The organism is Paenalcaligenes sp. DL 309 (assembly GCF_057475285.1).
In genome coordinates this window covers 226,577-241,553 of the sequence record NZ_JBYBKW010000003.1, presented here as the reverse complement: position 1 = coordinate 241,553, position 14,977 = coordinate 226,577, and the positions used below count along the sequence as shown (strand labels likewise).

Sequence of the window (14,977 nt, the reverse complement as noted above, 5' to 3'; positions counted from 1 at the left end):
TGTCCGCTTTGAATAACAATTTTCAATACGATAATCCAGCTATGTATGAAAAGAAGAATGAAGAACTATTAAGCCGCAAACAGTTTATCTTACGCTTTGTTTGGCATTTGTTAGCGGCTTTGTTGATAATTGCCGTGACCTTAGTGATGGGTGCTTTAGGGCATATTTATTTTGAAAATATTCCCTTCCATGATGCTTTTTTAAATACCGCACTCATAGTGGGTGGTATTGGTACTACGGTAATGCCTGAAAGTATAGCGGGAAAAGTGTTTTTTGCGGCCTACGGAATTTTTGTAGGCCTGATATTTGCCGCGGTAATCGGTGTATCACTGGCGCCAGTCATACACCGTATTGTGCATCGTATGCACTTAGATGACGATGATGAGAATTGATCAAGGATTAGTCATGACGTGGGGAGCTTTGAGGTTGATCATCATCGCTGCGTAAGCTAAATAAAGCAGGGGGTGCAGGCAGTATTTTTGGTTTCACTAAAGTGAAATAGAAGAAAAACAGTCCTAAAATTACATAACCTAAAGCAAAATCGGGTGCCGCATTCCAGCCAAGTTTTGGCGCATGAATTAGGCCTACAAATGATAAAAATGCGGTAATAAAACTAAATACCGAGGCGCGGCGGAAATTATGATCAATAATGCACACCGTAATAGCTCCTAACATCATAGCGGTAAACATGGCACCTTGGCCTAAAGGAATAATACCGCTGGATATGCCTTCCACCACATCGCCGGCTTTATTAGCGAAGCGTGTCATGAGGTAATTACCAAAATAAGGTAGCATGGCGATAGCCACAGCAGGATAATAACGCTTAGCATTGGCTTGATAAGCGGTTGCCACCATTGAGATACCCACAAAGACTAAAATCGGCGATACCACTGCTACAGGAATAATAGCTGCCATAGCAGCAATCAGCCCACTAGCGGTAGCAAGTATATAGACCACACCGTTAGCAATACTGTAACCACGGCCTGCACCCATCCACTTAGAGCTGGCGGAGGCAATATAGACAGTAGTGGGAAACAAGCCGCCAAATAACGCTCCTAGCATAGTGCCCACACCATCTACGGCTTGACACTCACGCACATCGTATTCGTCGCCTAGTACTTTCATGGCTTCGACGTTATTCATGGTTTCAATAGCATTGTATAAGGTAATGGGTAGCACCACAGTGAGTACCCCTACCATAGTAGTAAATAGTAGGCCCATGCCCTCAAAGGCAACCGTGGTAAATAATGGCGGGTAAAAACCTAAGTGCTCTAAGCCATCATGGATATTATTTGGGTCGGCTTGGCGTAGAGTGTAGGCTAAGATCGTCCCTATTAAAATAGCAAAAAAAGTAGGTGACAATCTAAATGGCATCACTACACGGCCAATAATTCCCACAATAATAATGCCCAAAACCACTAGACCTAAAATAGGCATCTCGAAGGTTTTAAAGAGCATTTCACCACCAATAAAAGTAATAGCCACCCCCGCTACGGCACCTAGCATGGCGGCACGTGGTAAATTACGCTGCATCCAACGGCCAGTGAATGAGACTAATACTTCTATGAGGCCACTTAAAAAACAAGCCCCTGCCGCAATTTTCCACGCGAGGTTAGCATCACCGGTGATGGTTTTGGCAGGGAGTAAAACTCCAAATAAAAACACAAACATCACGGGCGTACTAATGCCATAAGATAAAGCTGTTACATCAGTGCGTTGCTCACGTACAGCTAAACGTTTTGCCATATAGGCATAATAAAAATTACCCACCATCACCGCCACGGCTGCACCGGGTAGAACCCTAGCAAAGACAATTTCTTGACTAAAACCCATGCCAAGCATGGCTAAGGCAATGACAATGAAGTTAGCGATGTTATTTTGAAAAAGGGCAAAAAACGCATCGGTATCTTCGCGTTTGTACCACGGATAATGAAAAGGAGGCTGACTCATGGCGTAGTTGAATTAAGGTAAATGGCGCATTTTACGCGCTCCGTAATATAATAGCTAATGTATCTTTTTGTATTCATTGTATTTATTAGGAGTCTCCATGAGTGTTAATTCAAACACGCTAAGTCGTACAGAGCTGCGTGAGCAGTTATTGCAGCTTTTAAAATCGCAGCGTGTTCCCGTGGTTGCTGCCCCTATGTTTTTGGTTTCCAGCCCCGAACTTACTATTGCGTGCTCTAAAGCAGGTATTGTAGGAAGTATTCCCGCACCTAATGCACGCACCATAGAGCAATTAGATGAGTGGTTACACCAAATATCCACAGAGCTTGGTTCGGAAAAAAACAACGGTAAAAGCTATCCATGGTTATTGAATATGATTGTGCACTCTACGTATAACCGTTTTGATGATGAAGTAGAATTAGTAAAACGTTATAAACCTGCCTTAGTTACTACCGCTTTAGGTACACCTAAACGGGTTTTGTCCACAGTGCATGCATACGGTGGCTTAGTGATGGCTGATGTGATTACGCCAGCTATGGCTCGTAAATCGGTAGAGGCGGGGGTTGATGGCGTTATTTTAGTTTGTAATGGTGCGGGCGGTCATACAGGTACCTATAATCCCTTTTCTTTCATTAATGAAGTCCGTGAGTTTTGGGATGGCCCTATTGGTTTAGCTGGTGGTATTTCAAATGGCGCTGATATTCATGCTGCACGGGTACTTGGGTATGATTTCGTTTTAGTAGGGACCCGCTTAATTCCTGCTACTGAAAGCATGGTGTCTGATGAGTACCGTCAGATGTTGTTAGAAGTGACAATGGAAGACGTAATACCTAGCAATAAGGTTAGTGGCGTGTTGGCGAACTGGCTCAAACCTTCTTTAGCTCGTGCCGGTTTTGATGTGAAAACCGCTGATAAAGCAGAAATTGATTTTTCAGGCAATATGGCTGCTGAAACTAAAGCGTGGAAACATATTTGGTCTGCCGGTCAAGGTGTAGGCCAGATTAAATCGCTTTATACAGCCGCAGAGTTAGTGGATGAGTTGGAAGCGGGTTATGTAGAAAGCTTACAACGTAAAATATAATTGGTGTAATAGTAGGGACTTTAAAGCATGCGTTGTAACTGGCGCTGCTGTAAGCAGGCTTGCCCTAGCTCTCCCCAAGTCTTATAACCCACTTCCTGAGCTTTATTTATTAATATCATAAGTAACTCTGCGGTGGCCAAGGCATCCGCTGTGGCATTATGGCGCCCTAACATGGGTAAGTTAAACACTTCTAACCAATGATCTAGGCCTATTTTGGGTTTGTAAAACTCAGGAAATAGCAAAGGGGCCATATAAGCCACATCAATAGGTTGAGGGTCTACAATAAGCCCTAAATGCTGCAGAGCCGCATTTTTTATCATGCGTCTATCAAACTCGGCATGAAAAGCTAGCCAAATATGATCTTTGCTATAGGTGAAGAAATCTAAAAGCGCTTGCCGGGGGGCGCAGCCTGCGGCTAAGTCTTTTTGGGTTAAGCCATGAATCAATTGGCTTTCACCTGCTAAATCAACGGCAATATCCAGCACTTGATAGAAGCTATTTCCTAAATCAATGCCCTTATTAGGTAGGATTTTTACCGCGCCTATAGAAAGTACAGTATCGGTACGCGTATTTAAGCCTGTGGTTTCTAAATCGAAAACCATGGTGGGAGTTGAGCTTAATGGTTGTTCAGCAGGCACTAGCGGCGTAGCTTCAGTAAGACGCAGCTGAGTTTTCTGGTCTAGTTCTACCGCCGCTTGCAAAACACCTATACCGAGTTTTTGCTTAAGATTTTGCCACCAATGCCATTTCCATTTCATAAATAAATAGCTTAAATTCTATACCGGTAGGTAATAAGTGCTTGCATATAACGCACTTGGCGCATGGCTTCGCGCAGCATATGCGCGTGTAGCTGGTTAAGTTGATCTAACTTTAAGGTATTCGACAAAGGCTCCTCATTTATTTCTTGGCGTTGATGCAATTGCAGGCGTAAAAGCTGTAAATAGCGGTAAGCATCAATCCAAACTTCAGCATCTTTATGACTAATAATACCTTTAGCTGCCAGTTGAGTGAGGCGCTCTTGGGTGGAGGCTTCAGGGATTTCAGCGGATAAGGCCAAAACCCGGGTAGCATCTACAAATGGGCCTAAACCATGACGTTTTAAATCTACGTAAGCACCGCTAGAGGAGCCCACCGTTTTAGCAAACCAGCGGCGTAATTGGCTAGGTGGTGGTGGGTAATTGAGCGCAGCACGTGCTAATTGACGTAAAAAGCGTTTGCGTTGTTGAATTTGGCTTAGCAGTTGTTGATGCATGGTTTTAAACCCCAAGTCTTTACCCCACACTGAGCGTATATCAAAAAACACCGAAGCTTGTAATAGATGCTTGGGGTCGGGATTGGACATAATCTCTGCAAAGCGGGCTTGCCATTCAATTAAAGACAAACAGATTTTTGGATTACTTGCCATGATATTGCCTTTGCACAGTGTTAAGCCACATTTATCTAAGGCGTGGTTAATGGCGGAGGCAATGGGAAGTAATTGGATTCTATAAGCTTCAGCTTGCTCAGGGCTTTCAGCAATAAATAATATGCCATTGTCTTGGTCTGTCATGAGCGCTTGCTCGCCTCTGGCCTCACTGCCAAAAACTAACCAGTTAAATGGGATGCCAGGATTGCCCATTTTCTTTAACACCAGCTCAATAACGCGCGAGGTGGTGTGGTCATTGAGTTGAGTGATAACAAGGGTGATTTGGTTAGCATTCGCACCGTGTGCCAGCATACTGTCTACCAAGCGATGAATGTCTGAGCGCAAATTAACCAAGGTCGTTATGGATTTGGCTTGACGCAGAGCGCGGGCTAAATGCACTAAATCTACACGCTGTAAGGAGAATAAATCCCGCTCGGAAACCACACCTACTAATTTGTTATCTTTCACTACACATACATGACCAATGTGGTATTGCGTCATAAGTAGTGCCGCATCAAAGGCAGTGGCGGAAATGTTAACCGTTAAGGGCTCTTGCATCATCAGATCGCCAATAGGTGCATAAAGGTTTTGGGGATCTACAGCGAGTACCCTACGTAAATCACTGAGTGTGAAAATACCTAAAGGTGCTTGTGAATCATCAGTAATTACCATGCTGCCAATTTGATGCTGCTGCATGGTTTGTAGCACCTCTTGTAAGGGCTGGTCTGGAGCGCAGCTAATGGCTTTACGTACCACTAAGCTGTCTAAGGAGTCGTGTATGGAGTAATCTGCTCCTAAGTGCGCTGAAGCACGTGCTTGAGCTTGCTCTTGTAGCTCACCTAGCAGACTACTGATGCCGCTAATCGCAAAAGAGCGCAGGGATTCAGAAATACGCAGTAATTTAATAAAGTCGGTGGCGCTAAGCACTAAGCAAAAGGTATCTTCTTCAGCGGTATAAGTAGTACGCGTGGAGCGCTGACTCATGATGGAGGCAATGGGGAATTGATCACCCGTGGTGAGTGTAAAGCGTTCTATATCATCAGGCAGGGTGGGATTAGGGCGTTCACCTTGTACCAAGCCTTGGCGTATTAGAAACCAATATTGCTCGGCCTCGTGATTTGGGCCAGTAATAAGAGTGCCTTTACCGTAAAATCGTAACCATGCCATTTCTATGAGCATTAACAGATGACCTTTTTCCATTTGGTTAAAAGGTGGGTATTGCTGTAGGAAATGGAGAATAGCTTGGCTGTTTTGTTGAATAGCAGCCTGAGCGGTAGGACTAGATGCGTTTAAGTCTGACATGTCACTATATTAGCACTAAGAGGAAAATGCTCTGCAATAACATCAAAAAAGGGCTTATGGCATTGCACCATAAGCCCTTTAATTCAACTGAAATTATAAGTTGATAAAACGTAAAACTATATAGTTATTCCATGCCCCAACCGTGACTTACAATCAGTGATTGGCCTGACATCACATTGCTCTTCGCAGAGGCAAAGAATAAAACGGCATCCGCCACATCATCAGTGGTAGTAAATTGGCCATCAATGGTGTCTTTAAGCATCACGTTTTTGATCACTTCGTCTTCAGTAATACCTAACTCTTGAGCTTGTTCTGGAATCTGTTTTTCTACTAAAGGTGTGCGTACAAAGCCAGGGCACACTACGTTTGAGGTAACGTTATGCTCAGCGCCTTCTTTGGCAAGCACTTTAGATAAACCGATTAGGCCGTGTTTAGCCGTCACATAAGGGGCTTTTAGTTTAGAGCCTTCTTTGGAGTGTACGGATCCCATGTAAATCACACGACCAAAATTGGCTTTATACATGTGTTTCAGGCAGGCGCGGGTGGTAAGAAAAGCACCATCTAGGTGAATAGAAAGCAGTTTTTTCCACTGATCAAAGGGGAAATCAACGAGTGGATGAACGGTTTGTATACCAGCATTGCTCACTAGAATGTCAATCTTACCGAATTTTTCTGCGACTTCGTCTACCGCTTTATTAACTTGCGCCTCATCGGTTACGTTCATTTCTACCGCATAAGATTCAGCGCCTGTGGCTTTGATTTCATCGGCAGTAGTTTGGGCAGCAGCCAGATTTAAGTCGGCAATAACAGCAATCCCACCTTCAGCAGCAAAACGGAGCGCGATCTCTTTACCTATGCCGCTGGCAGAACCTGTGATAATAGCAACTTGCTTGTCAAAACGAGCCATAACTTTTTCCTTATAGATGTTTATTTGTTTTCTTCAGCTAAATAATCAAAAACCACTTCACCTAAACCTAGCGTGATATCAGCGATGTAATGCTTAGCATTTACCACTTCATGTACCGGTAATCGAGCCACATCACACATTACATGGTCAAAAAACTGTAGAGCTGCAGGACCTTCCCATGCGCCTTTCAGGGTAATGTCTTCCATGTAATAGCGTACTAGCTCACAAATGCGCGGAGTGCAATCTACGTGAGGGATAATTTTCACCATGAAAGCGGGTTTTTCCATGGCTTTGGCAAGCGGTGCTAACTCTAACTCACGATGCTTATAGCCCATAGTAGCCGTCACACACAGCTCTGAGCCGTAGTGTAATGTGCCTACTAAAGTTTCTTGTTCATGTTTTAAAACAGGCGTAGCGAGCTTTTTGGGAAAGCCCCAGATCTCCCGGCCACCTGCGATAGGGGCGTTATCATCTAGGTACATAGCATGTACGTAGCTGCCTTCTTGTACTTCCCCTGATTCGGTAGTGAAACGTACAGGAATGACTTGTCCAGTTTCTGTGTAATCACCAAAGCCGGTGGAGTCGGGCATACGGATAAATTCGTAAGAGACGGTGTCACCTATTACTTCTAATGGTTCAGGCACCACAGCACGTAGCAGTTCTGGGTCTGTACGGTAAGTAATAACAAAGAACTCACGGTTATAGAACTTATAAGGAGGCTTTGGATAAGCCGGATTTGTTAGCGGCATAGCGAGTGCATTACGTACATCTGCGATTTTCATCTAGTTAACTCCTTTATGAGTTTATGAATTTGTGATTTTTTGATTATCTAAATTCTGACAAATCAAAAATACCCAAACCATCAGGGCTTGTAGGGCGCTGCAGCACCTCGGGGTGTTTGAGTGTTTTTACCGTATCTTCATAACCTGCAGCCCAATGATCTTCCATACTGGCACGGGAGAATTCGTAATCTTTACTATCACCCTCATAGCCTTTGGCTCTATAGATGAGGTGGGCAATGTTATAAACCTTGTCATCAGCCTCAGCTAAGAGCTTTTGTATTTCTTCATTGTTTTCGAAGCTGATATCTGCTGGTAGTTGTTCAGCGAGGTGTGCTAGGGCGCGGCGCAAGGTTTGCTCTTTACGGAATTGATCCGTGTTTTGGCGCGTACGACTAGAGAAGCGTATATCTTTGAGTCTGACGTCTTGGCTTGTGAGGTCTCGGGGGTAGTCGCCAATAGCGCTCCAGAGATCAACTTGGAAAGCCAAGGTGTCTTGGCGTGGTTTGCTGTCTAACACCCACTGTAAAGGCGTATTAGAGACTACACCACCGTCCCAGTAGGATTCACCATCAATCTCTACCGCAGGAAAACCTGGTGGCAAGGAGCCACTAGCCATCACATGGCGGGCATCAATGGTATGGGTGGTGGTATCAAAATATTCGAAGTTACCCGTACGCACATTAACGGCACCCACGCTAAAACGCATATGACCGTCATTAATACGATCAAAATCCACTAGCCGCTCTAAGGTTTCGTGTAGGGGTTTGGTGTCGTAAAAACTGAGGGCACCTTTAGTGGAATTTGGCGCCAAAAAGGGAGGTAGTGCACGTGGACGAAAAAAACCTGCGGCCCCGTACATCATGGTGCTTAGGCCTGACATTTGATTGATCCAGCCGCGAATCAGGTCATCATCACTACCGTAGTGATTTGTTAGAGACGTGAGTAAGGTAGAAGGAATTAAGGAAGGAGTAGTAATTAACTCCCAGAATTCACGTAAAGCTGCCACTCGATTTTCTGGTGCATTACCAGCGATGAGTGCTGAGTTAATAGCCCCAATTGAAATACCAGCCACCCAGTTTGGGTGTAAATCCACTTCAGCTAAGGCTTCATACACACCGGCTTGGTATGAGCCCAGCGCACCGCCACCTTGCAAAAGTAATGCTACAGCCTCAAAGGGAGGTTTTTTATTCATTGTAAGCACCTAAATCAATTTGAAAGCGATTAATCCACAATAGCGTATTTTGACGGGCTTAGGCAATGGAGTTGACGATTCCTGACAGGGGAAGAGGGTTAGTTTTTTGTGTTGCTTTCAATGACAATGGCGCGTATTTTATTGCGGCCCAAGTTTTTGGCTATGTAAAGTTGGGAGTCTGCTTGTGTAAATAGTTCTTTTATGCCGGGATCACCGTTAATCACAGTAGCTACGCCTATACTCAACGTGACATAAGGAGGGTCTGCCACCACATTAGGCAGTCTTAGTTTCGCAATTTCATGGTTGATTCGTTTGGCCACCTTCAGAGCGCCATCAGGTTTGGTATCGGTTAACAAGCATGCGAACTCTTCACCTCCATGACGTGCTACCAAATCTGTTGAACGAGCGACATGTTTTTTTAAAGTATTAGCGATGGTACGCAAGTAGTCGTCGCCAACTGCATGACCATAATGATCATTTACACACTTGAAATGATCCAGATCTAAGAGGAGTAAACTGAGAGGTTGCCCTGTGCCCCCAACAGCTACTAAAAGTAAGACTCGTTGATTACGTTGTGTTATGTAGCGCTCAAAAAAAGTACGTTCACCTCTTTCGTGAAACATAACAGAGGCAGAGATATCCATGGCTGCTAGATAAAGATTAAAGACTTCGACTAGTCGTTCATGTGCCGGTGATTGATTAAAGTAATAACCATAACTTCTTGGATACTCATGGAAGGTATAAATAGCTTCAAGATCAAGGTATTCTCGACTATAGCGCTTTTCTGTAAAAATGCGCTGATTAAAAACAGCCATGTCTATTTCACCCTTACGTACAGCTTGAAATAGTCCATCGCTCGTTGTTTGGTTATAAGCGTGTAGCTGAGTGGAAGGAACGAGGGATTCAAGTATAGGTTGAAAAGAGACGCCTTCTATAAATCCTACTTGATACTTAGTTAAGTCCTGTGGATTACGCACAGATATGTTTTTATCGTTAGGAGCGATGACGGTATAGTAGCTTTCGTAGTAAGGGTCGGAGAATAACCCATGTTGTGCGCGCGCTTGTGAATAGCTCAAGGGGATAAATACATCGGCCTCTCCTTCTTGGACTTGTCGTATCTTATCGGCTACGGTTTGATCGCGTCCCGCTATAATTTCAAAACTCAAATCAAGCTCGTTGGCGATAAAGTGAAAAATCTCAATACCTATACCATGATAGGTTTGTGTTTTTTCATCGTAACGAGATAAGGGCGGTGCATTTACGGATAGGACTTTCAGGGGCAACAGGGTTTGAAGTTCAGCTTTTAACTCAGCACTGATTTCTACCGGTTGCAGTAATTGAATGTTTTGTGTGTTATGTGAAGCGATTGCCCCGCTGCTCAAAAAGATACTGAAAGTAGTACACAATAAAAGTGCAAAATAATTGCCTAGAAGGGGGATTGAGCAGCACCGTTTCATAAGAAAATGGGAATGGTATCTAAAAAGTTGTTTTCAGAAGTATACCCATAAAAAAAGGCCACCTAAATAAATAGGTGGCCTTTTTAAATTTTGGTGCCGGCTAAAGGAGTTGAACCCTCGACCTTCGCATTACAAGTGCGCTGCTCTACCAACTGAGCTAAGCCGGCTAACTAAGATAATATTATAGGTGGGCTTTTAGAAAAAAGCAACCATTATTTTACGATGCGTAAGTGTCCTCTATCTGGTGGCGTATCATCAGGGTCTGAGTCTCCTTCTGTGTTGGTATCAGCATCATAGGCTGCAGAGGGACTAACTTCAAACCCCATGCCAGTACCGGTTTCACGTGCAAATATGGCTGAAACGGCTGCTACAGGAACAAAAACATCTTCTGTAACGCCGTTAAATCTTGCTTGAAATTCAATGTATTCATTACCTAAAACTAATTGATTAGTGGCTAACAAACCAATGTTAAGGGTGATTTGACCATCTTGAATATGAGCTACAGGCACAGCCGTATTTTCGTCTACTTGCACCACTATATGGGGGGTGTAGCCTTTGTCGGTACACCACTCATGTAGAGCACGTAATAAATAGGGTTTGGTAGAACTTTCAGGCATATTAACGACGCATCACTTTTTCAGAAGGGGTGAGCGCTTCGATAAAGGCAGGGCGTGAAAATACACGCTCACCGTATTTTTGAATAGGAGCAGCAGACTTAGGTAATTCGATGCCGTAGTGATCTAAGCGCCATAGTAGAGGAGCCAGTGCCACATCTAGCATGGAGAACTCTTCGCCGAGTAAATATTTGTTTTTTGCCAAAATAGGAGCAATTAAAGACAAGCCATCACGAATTTTTTGACGCGCTTGCTCTTGTGTTTTAGCATCAGCTTGATTGCGGTCTTCTAAGGCTGCAACTTGGGAAAAGAGCTCTTGCTCGAAGCTAAATAGAAATAATCGGGTACGAGCACGCATGGTGGGATCTGCAGGCATAAGCTGCGGATGCGGGAAGCGTTCATCAATGTATTCATTAATGATATTAGACTCGTACAAAATGAGTTCGCGCTCGACCAGAATAGGCACCTGGCCGTAAGGGTTCATCACCGAGATATCTTCAGGCTTGTTGTACAAGTCGATATCGCGAACCTCGAAGTCCATGCCTTTTTCAAACAGCACAAATCTACAACGCTGTGAAAAGGGGCAAGTGGTTCCAGAGTAGAGCACCATCATAGTATGGATTCCAGTCGTGAAAAAATCAAAAAAGCCAGAAGGCTTAAACGGAAATGCGGCCTGCTCTAAAAAGGAGCAGGCACGCACATGAAAAGAAAGGGTGTTTAGGTGATGTTATTTAACGTCTTTCCAGTAAGACTTGTTTAAACGCCAAGCCACAAAGAAGAAGAAAAATAAGAATAACATCACGCCTACACCAATCTGTTTGCGCAGTGTTTGTACAGGTTCAGCCATCCAGCCTAAAAAGTTGCTTAGATCAGCTACGTCTTTATCAAATTGTAATTGACGCTCCTCATCTAAAGGCACGATAAGACTTGATTCAGTGGCAGGACCAGAGTAGTCACTTAACGGCTCTACGTCTACCTCTTGGAAACCATGTTGGTTAAAGGTAGTGGTAGTGCGTACCCATTGCTCTTTGCCATCAAGTTCTTCTTTAGCAATTTTGACGTTTTGCATAGCAACCGGACCTTGCTCTTTCCACATAACGTGAGGCATAGCCACACTTGGATAAACCAAGTTGTTCCAGCCAGTAGGGCGAGAAACATCGCGGTAGAAAGTGCGTAGGTAGGAGTAAATATAGTCTGTACCGCTAGCACCTAAGTTTACCGATTTAGCACGTGCAATAACGGATAAATCAGGTGGCGCAGCACCAAACCATTTATTACCGTCTTCTACACGCATGGCAATAGACATGGTATCACCTACTTTATCAGCAGAGAAAAGCAAGTTTTTCTTGATTTCTTCTTCGGTAATACCTAGCTCGGTAAGCTTATTATAGCGCATGGAATTTGCACTATGACAGTTTAAGCAATAGTTTACAAAAAGCTTAGCACCATTTTGTAAAGCAGGTAAGTCTGTAATCAGATTAGGAGCGCTTTCAATAACGTACTCTTCAGCATGTACTGCTGTACCGCTAAAAAATACAGTGAGTGCCAGAGCGCCAAGGATTTTTTTAATCATGGTCATATTCCGTGTCGAGAATGTCCTTAGTGTGCGCGAAAGGTTAAGCGCTCGGGGACTGGCTTAAAAGTGCCAATTTGACTCCAAATAGGCATCAGGAAGAAGAAGGCAAGGTAAATAACTGTGCCTATCTGGCTGAGCAAGTTGAATAAGTCATTTGGTGGTTGTGTGCCCAAATACCCAAGGATTACGAAGTTCACAATAAAAATTGCGTAGAGGAATTTATGCCATGTAGGACGATAGCGAATGGACTTCACTGGGCTATTGTCTAGCCAAGGTAAGAAGAACAAGATAACTACTGCGCCACCCATGGAGACTACACCCCAGAATTTGGCATCAAACACTTTAAAAGCAACCGCACAAGCGATAAGAATCACCGCAGCAATTAAGCGTGTTTTGCCTTTTAAAGACGATTGCAAACCAATGACTATTGCTCCTAATATAGCTGCGCCGGCCATTATCCAAGTGAAGTCATCTGTGGTGGCACGCAACATAGAATAAAAAGGCGTGAAATACCAAACAGGAGCAATGTGAGGCGGTGTTTTCATGGGGTCGGCAGGAGTGAAGTTATTAAACTCCAAGAAATACCCACCCATCTCAGGGGCAAAAAACACAATAGCAGCAAAAACAATCAGAAAGCCCGCTACGCCTAAAACGTCATGTACTGTGTAAAAAGGATGGAATGGTACAGCATCTAAAGGGATACCGTTTTCATCTTTAGGACCGTCTTTAATTTCAATCCCGTCTGGGTTATTGGACCCCACTTCGTGTAAAGCAATTAAATGAGCCACCACTAAACCTATAAGGACTAGAGGAATAGCTATTACGTGCAAGGCAAAGAAGCGATTTAGCGTGGCATCAGACACCACATAATCACCACGAATCCAAATGGCTAGCTCAGGACCAATAAAAGGGATAGCGGCAAACAAGTTTACAATAACCTGTGCACCCCAGTAAGACATCTGACCCCAAGGTAATAGATAGCCCAAGAAGGCTTCAGCCATTAAACAGAGGAAAATAGCCACGCCGAAGACCCATACTAGTTCGCGTGGCTTGCGGTATGAACCATAAAATAAGCCGCGTAGCATGTGTAAATACACCACTACAAAGAACATCGAGGCCCCAGTAGAGTGCATATAGCGAATGAACCAACCTCCTGGCACTTCGCGCATAATATATTCTACTGACGTAAATGCGTAGGCAGCGTCAGGTTTATAGTTCATTACGAGGAAAATTCCGGACACAATTTGAATGACCAGAACAAGTAATGCTAATGAACCAAAAAAATACCAAAAATTAAAGTTTTTTGGTGCGTAATATTCAGACATATGCTCTTTGTACATAGAGCTTAGGGGGAAACGTCTATCAATCCACCCTAGTAGTCCTGTCGTTTCGACGGTTTTCTCGCCAGCCATGAAACGGCTCCTTTAATGATGTAGTCAGTTCAGCGACGTATGGTTTTAGTTTTAGGCTTTGTTGTCTTCGTCCACACCGATAATGACACGTGTGCCATCTGCAGAGAACTCGTAAGGTGGAATCTCTAGATTATCGGGAGCGGGTTTGTTTGCATACACACGGCCTGCTAGATCAAACGTAGAGCCATGACATGGGCATAAGAAGCCACCGGGCCAGTCACTAGGTAAGCCGGGTTGTGCGCCTGTAGAAAGCTTGGGGGTTGGAGAGCAACCTAAGTGAGTGCAAATCCCTATACATACAAAAATCTCTGGACGACGCGATCTGTATTCATTTTGCGCATAAGCTGGTGTAAATCCAGGGCGAGTGGAGTTTGGATCGGCCAGCTCTGGATCATTTTTAGGTAATTCTTTAAGCTGGGCTTCTGTGCGATGCATAATCCAAATGGGATTACCACGCCACTCTACGGTACGTAACTCTCCGGGAACCATGGTGGCGATATCTACCTCTACCGGAGCGCCGGCTGCGCGGGCTTTAGCCGAAGGGGCAAATGAGCCCACAAAGGGGACCGCAGTTGCCACACCGGCGACACCACCAACCGCACAAGCTGTAGTTACCCATAAGCGGCGCGAAGGGTCGGAAGGAAGAATGGAAGGTTTTTTTTCCGCTTCGTCTTTGTGGGGTTGTGTCGTATCCTGACTCATTCTAGTATCCTTATTTCTGCCCACTAAGGGCTCACCAAATAAAGTTGGCATAGGTGTTATTTATAACAGCGTATATATTACCAAATTTTTAGAGACATCATCAAAAGAGGCTTATATGAGTAAAACCACTAGTTTTTTTAATGAATTTCGCGAGTTTGCCATTAAAGGTAATATGATTGACCTCGCCGTAGGGGTAATAATTGGCGGTGCTTTTAGCAAAATCATTGACTCATTAGTAAAGGATGTGATTATGCCAATTATTAGCTTTATCCTTGGTGGTGAGGTTGATTTTGCTAATAGATTTACCGTATTACGTATTCCTGAAGGCTATAGTGGCCCGCGTACGCTAGAAGAGTTAAATGCTGCTGGAGCTGTGGTACTGTCTTGGGGCAATTTCCTGACCATTTTTATCAACTTTATTTTGTTGGCTTTTGTGGTCTTTTTAATGGTTAAAGGTATTAACCGCATGCGCCGTACAGCTCAAGCCCAGAAAGCTTCAGAGGCTGCACCAGCAGAACCAGCGCCTACTCCTGAAGATATTCAACTCTTGCGTGAAATTCGTGATGCCTTAAAAAACAAAAATGTCTAACTATTTAATTG

General features: G+C 44.0%; 15 protein-coding genes and 1 tRNA gene. 3 read left to right on the top strand and 13 right to left on the bottom strand.

The features are described 5' to 3' along the window. The first annotated feature begins 8 nt into the window (after positions 1-8). On the top strand, positions 9-392 hold the full coding sequence (locus tag AC2UZJ_RS05930; protein WP_486949199.1) for a two pore domain potassium channel family protein: 384 nt from the start codon (positions 9-11) through the stop codon (positions 390-392). Positions 393-399: 7 nt separating this feature from the next. Here AC2UZJ_RS05930 and AC2UZJ_RS05925 read toward each other — a convergent pair whose 3' ends face one another. Next, on the bottom strand, positions 400-1,950 hold the full coding sequence (locus tag AC2UZJ_RS05925; RefSeq protein ID WP_486949198.1) for a hypothetical protein: 1,551 nt from the start codon (positions 1,948-1,950) through the stop codon (positions 400-402). A gap of 97 nt (positions 1,951-2,047) precedes the next feature. Here AC2UZJ_RS05925 and AC2UZJ_RS05920 point away from each other — a divergent pair, with 97 nt between their 5' ends. Beyond that, entirely contained in the window at positions 2,048-3,028 is a 981-nt protein-coding gene (locus AC2UZJ_RS05920; protein WP_486949197.1) for an NAD(P)H-dependent flavin oxidoreductase, read from the top strand. 20 nt (positions 3,029-3,048) lie between these two features. On the opposite strand, the gene AC2UZJ_RS05915 is transcribed toward AC2UZJ_RS05920, so the two are convergent. The 12 genes from AC2UZJ_RS05915 to petA all read right to left on the bottom strand — a co-directional run bounded on the left by AC2UZJ_RS05915 (position 3,049) and on the right by petA (position 14,377). Continuing rightward, positions 3,049-3,786, bottom strand: a complete 738-nt coding sequence (locus AC2UZJ_RS05915) for a 3'-5' exonuclease (protein ID WP_486949196.1) — start codon at positions 3,784-3,786, stop codon at positions 3,049-3,051. A gap of 11 nt (positions 3,787-3,797) precedes the next feature. Beyond that, positions 3,798-5,735 (bottom strand): DUF294 nucleotidyltransferase-like domain-containing protein, encoded by a 1,938-nt coding sequence (locus AC2UZJ_RS05910; protein WP_486949195.1) that lies wholly within the window; start codon positions 5,733-5,735, stop codon positions 3,798-3,800. A 124-nt stretch (positions 5,736-5,859) separates the two neighbouring features. Then, a complete protein-coding gene (locus tag AC2UZJ_RS05905) occupies positions 5,860-6,642 on the bottom strand; it encodes a 3-hydroxybutyrate dehydrogenase (RefSeq protein WP_486949194.1) in 783 nt (260 codons plus the stop codon). Between the two features lie 20 nt (positions 6,643-6,662). Then, positions 6,663-7,424, bottom strand: coding sequence for an acetoacetate decarboxylase (locus tag AC2UZJ_RS05900; RefSeq protein ID WP_486949193.1), 762 nt, complete (start codon positions 7,422-7,424; stop codon positions 6,663-6,665). A gap of 43 nt (positions 7,425-7,467) precedes the next feature. After that, positions 7,468-8,616 carry a patatin-like phospholipase family protein gene (locus tag AC2UZJ_RS05895; RefSeq protein ID WP_486949192.1) on the bottom strand — a complete coding sequence of 383 codons (1,149 nt, stop codon included), beginning with the start codon at positions 8,614-8,616 and terminating at the stop codon, positions 7,468-7,470. Positions 8,617-8,714: 98 nt separating this feature from the next. Next, entirely contained in the window at positions 8,715-9,998 is a 1,284-nt protein-coding gene (locus AC2UZJ_RS05890) for a GGDEF domain-containing protein (RefSeq protein ID WP_486949191.1), read from the bottom strand. Between the two features lie 166 nt (positions 9,999-10,164). Beyond that, positions 10,165-10,240, bottom strand: a tRNA-Thr gene (locus AC2UZJ_RS05885). Between the two features lie 45 nt (positions 10,241-10,285). Continuing rightward, complete coding sequence (locus AC2UZJ_RS05880; protein ID WP_486949190.1) at positions 10,286-10,690, bottom strand: ClpXP protease specificity-enhancing factor; 405 nt, start codon at positions 10,688-10,690, stop codon at positions 10,286-10,288. Between the two features lies 1 nt (position 10,691). Beyond that, positions 10,692-11,300, bottom strand: coding sequence for a glutathione S-transferase N-terminal domain-containing protein (locus tag AC2UZJ_RS05875; RefSeq protein ID WP_486949189.1), 609 nt, complete (start codon positions 11,298-11,300; stop codon positions 10,692-10,694). 114 nt (positions 11,301-11,414) lie between these two features. Beyond that, positions 11,415-12,266 carry a cytochrome c1 gene (locus AC2UZJ_RS05870; protein ID WP_486949188.1) on the bottom strand — a complete coding sequence of 284 codons (852 nt, stop codon included), beginning with the start codon at positions 12,264-12,266 and terminating at the stop codon, positions 11,415-11,417. Positions 12,267-12,286: 20 nt separating this feature from the next. After that, positions 12,287-13,675 (bottom strand): cytochrome b, encoded by a 1,389-nt coding sequence (locus AC2UZJ_RS05865; protein WP_486949187.1) that lies wholly within the window; start codon positions 13,673-13,675, stop codon positions 12,287-12,289. Between the two features lie 51 nt (positions 13,676-13,726). Next, entirely contained in the window at positions 13,727-14,377 is a 651-nt protein-coding gene (gene petA, locus AC2UZJ_RS05860; RefSeq protein WP_486949186.1) for a ubiquinol-cytochrome c reductase iron-sulfur subunit, read from the bottom strand. A 115-nt stretch (positions 14,378-14,492) separates the two neighbouring features. On the opposite strand from petA, the gene mscL reads away from it, so the two are divergent. Then, positions 14,493-14,966 (top strand): large conductance mechanosensitive channel protein MscL, encoded by a 474-nt coding sequence (mscL, locus tag AC2UZJ_RS05855; RefSeq protein WP_486949185.1) that lies wholly within the window; start codon positions 14,493-14,495, stop codon positions 14,964-14,966. Positions 14,967-14,977: the final 11 nt, after the last annotated feature.

What these genes read in the sequence shown, in the direction of transcription:
- AC2UZJ_RS05925 (WP_486949198.1), bottom strand. Translation starts at nt 1,950, where the DNA reads ATGAGTCAGCCTCCTTTTCATTATCCGTGGTACAAACGCGAAGATACC.
- AC2UZJ_RS05920 (WP_486949197.1), top strand. Translation starts at nt 2,048, where the DNA reads ATGAGTGTTAATTCAAACACGCTAAGTCGTACAGAGCTGCGTGAGCAG.
- AC2UZJ_RS05915 (WP_486949196.1), bottom strand. Translation starts at nt 3,786, where the DNA reads ATGAAATGGAAATGGCATTGGTGGCAAAATCTTAAGCAAAAACTCGGT.
- AC2UZJ_RS05910 (WP_486949195.1), bottom strand. Translation starts at nt 5,735, where the DNA reads ATGTCAGACTTAAACGCATCTAGTCCTACCGCTCAGGCTGCTATTCAA.
- AC2UZJ_RS05905 (WP_486949194.1), bottom strand. Translation starts at nt 6,642, where the DNA reads ATGGCTCGTTTTGACAAGCAAGTTGCTATTATCACAGGTTCTGCCAGC.
- AC2UZJ_RS05900 (WP_486949193.1), bottom strand. Translation starts at nt 7,424, where the DNA reads ATGAAAATCGCAGATGTACGTAATGCACTCGCTATGCCGCTAACAAAT.
- AC2UZJ_RS05895 (WP_486949192.1), bottom strand. Translation starts at nt 8,616, where the DNA reads ATGAATAAAAAACCTCCCTTTGAGGCTGTAGCATTACTTTTGCAAGGT.
- AC2UZJ_RS05880 (WP_486949190.1), bottom strand. Translation starts at nt 10,690, where the DNA reads ATGCCTGAAAGTTCTACCAAACCCTATTTATTACGTGCTCTACATGAG.
- AC2UZJ_RS05875 (WP_486949189.1), bottom strand. Translation starts at nt 11,300, where the DNA reads ATGATGGTGCTCTACTCTGGAACCACTTGCCCCTTTTCACAGCGTTGT.
- AC2UZJ_RS05870 (WP_486949188.1), bottom strand. Translation starts at nt 12,266, where the DNA reads ATGACCATGATTAAAAAAATCCTTGGCGCTCTGGCACTCACTGTATTT.
- AC2UZJ_RS05865 (WP_486949187.1), bottom strand. Translation starts at nt 13,675, where the DNA reads ATGGCTGGCGAGAAAACCGTCGAAACGACAGGACTACTAGGGTGGATT.
- petA (WP_486949186.1), bottom strand. Translation starts at nt 14,377, where the DNA reads ATGAGTCAGGATACGACACAACCCCACAAAGACGAAGCGGAAAAAAAA.
- mscL (WP_486949185.1), top strand. Translation starts at nt 14,493, where the DNA reads ATGAGTAAAACCACTAGTTTTTTTAATGAATTTCGCGAGTTTGCCATT.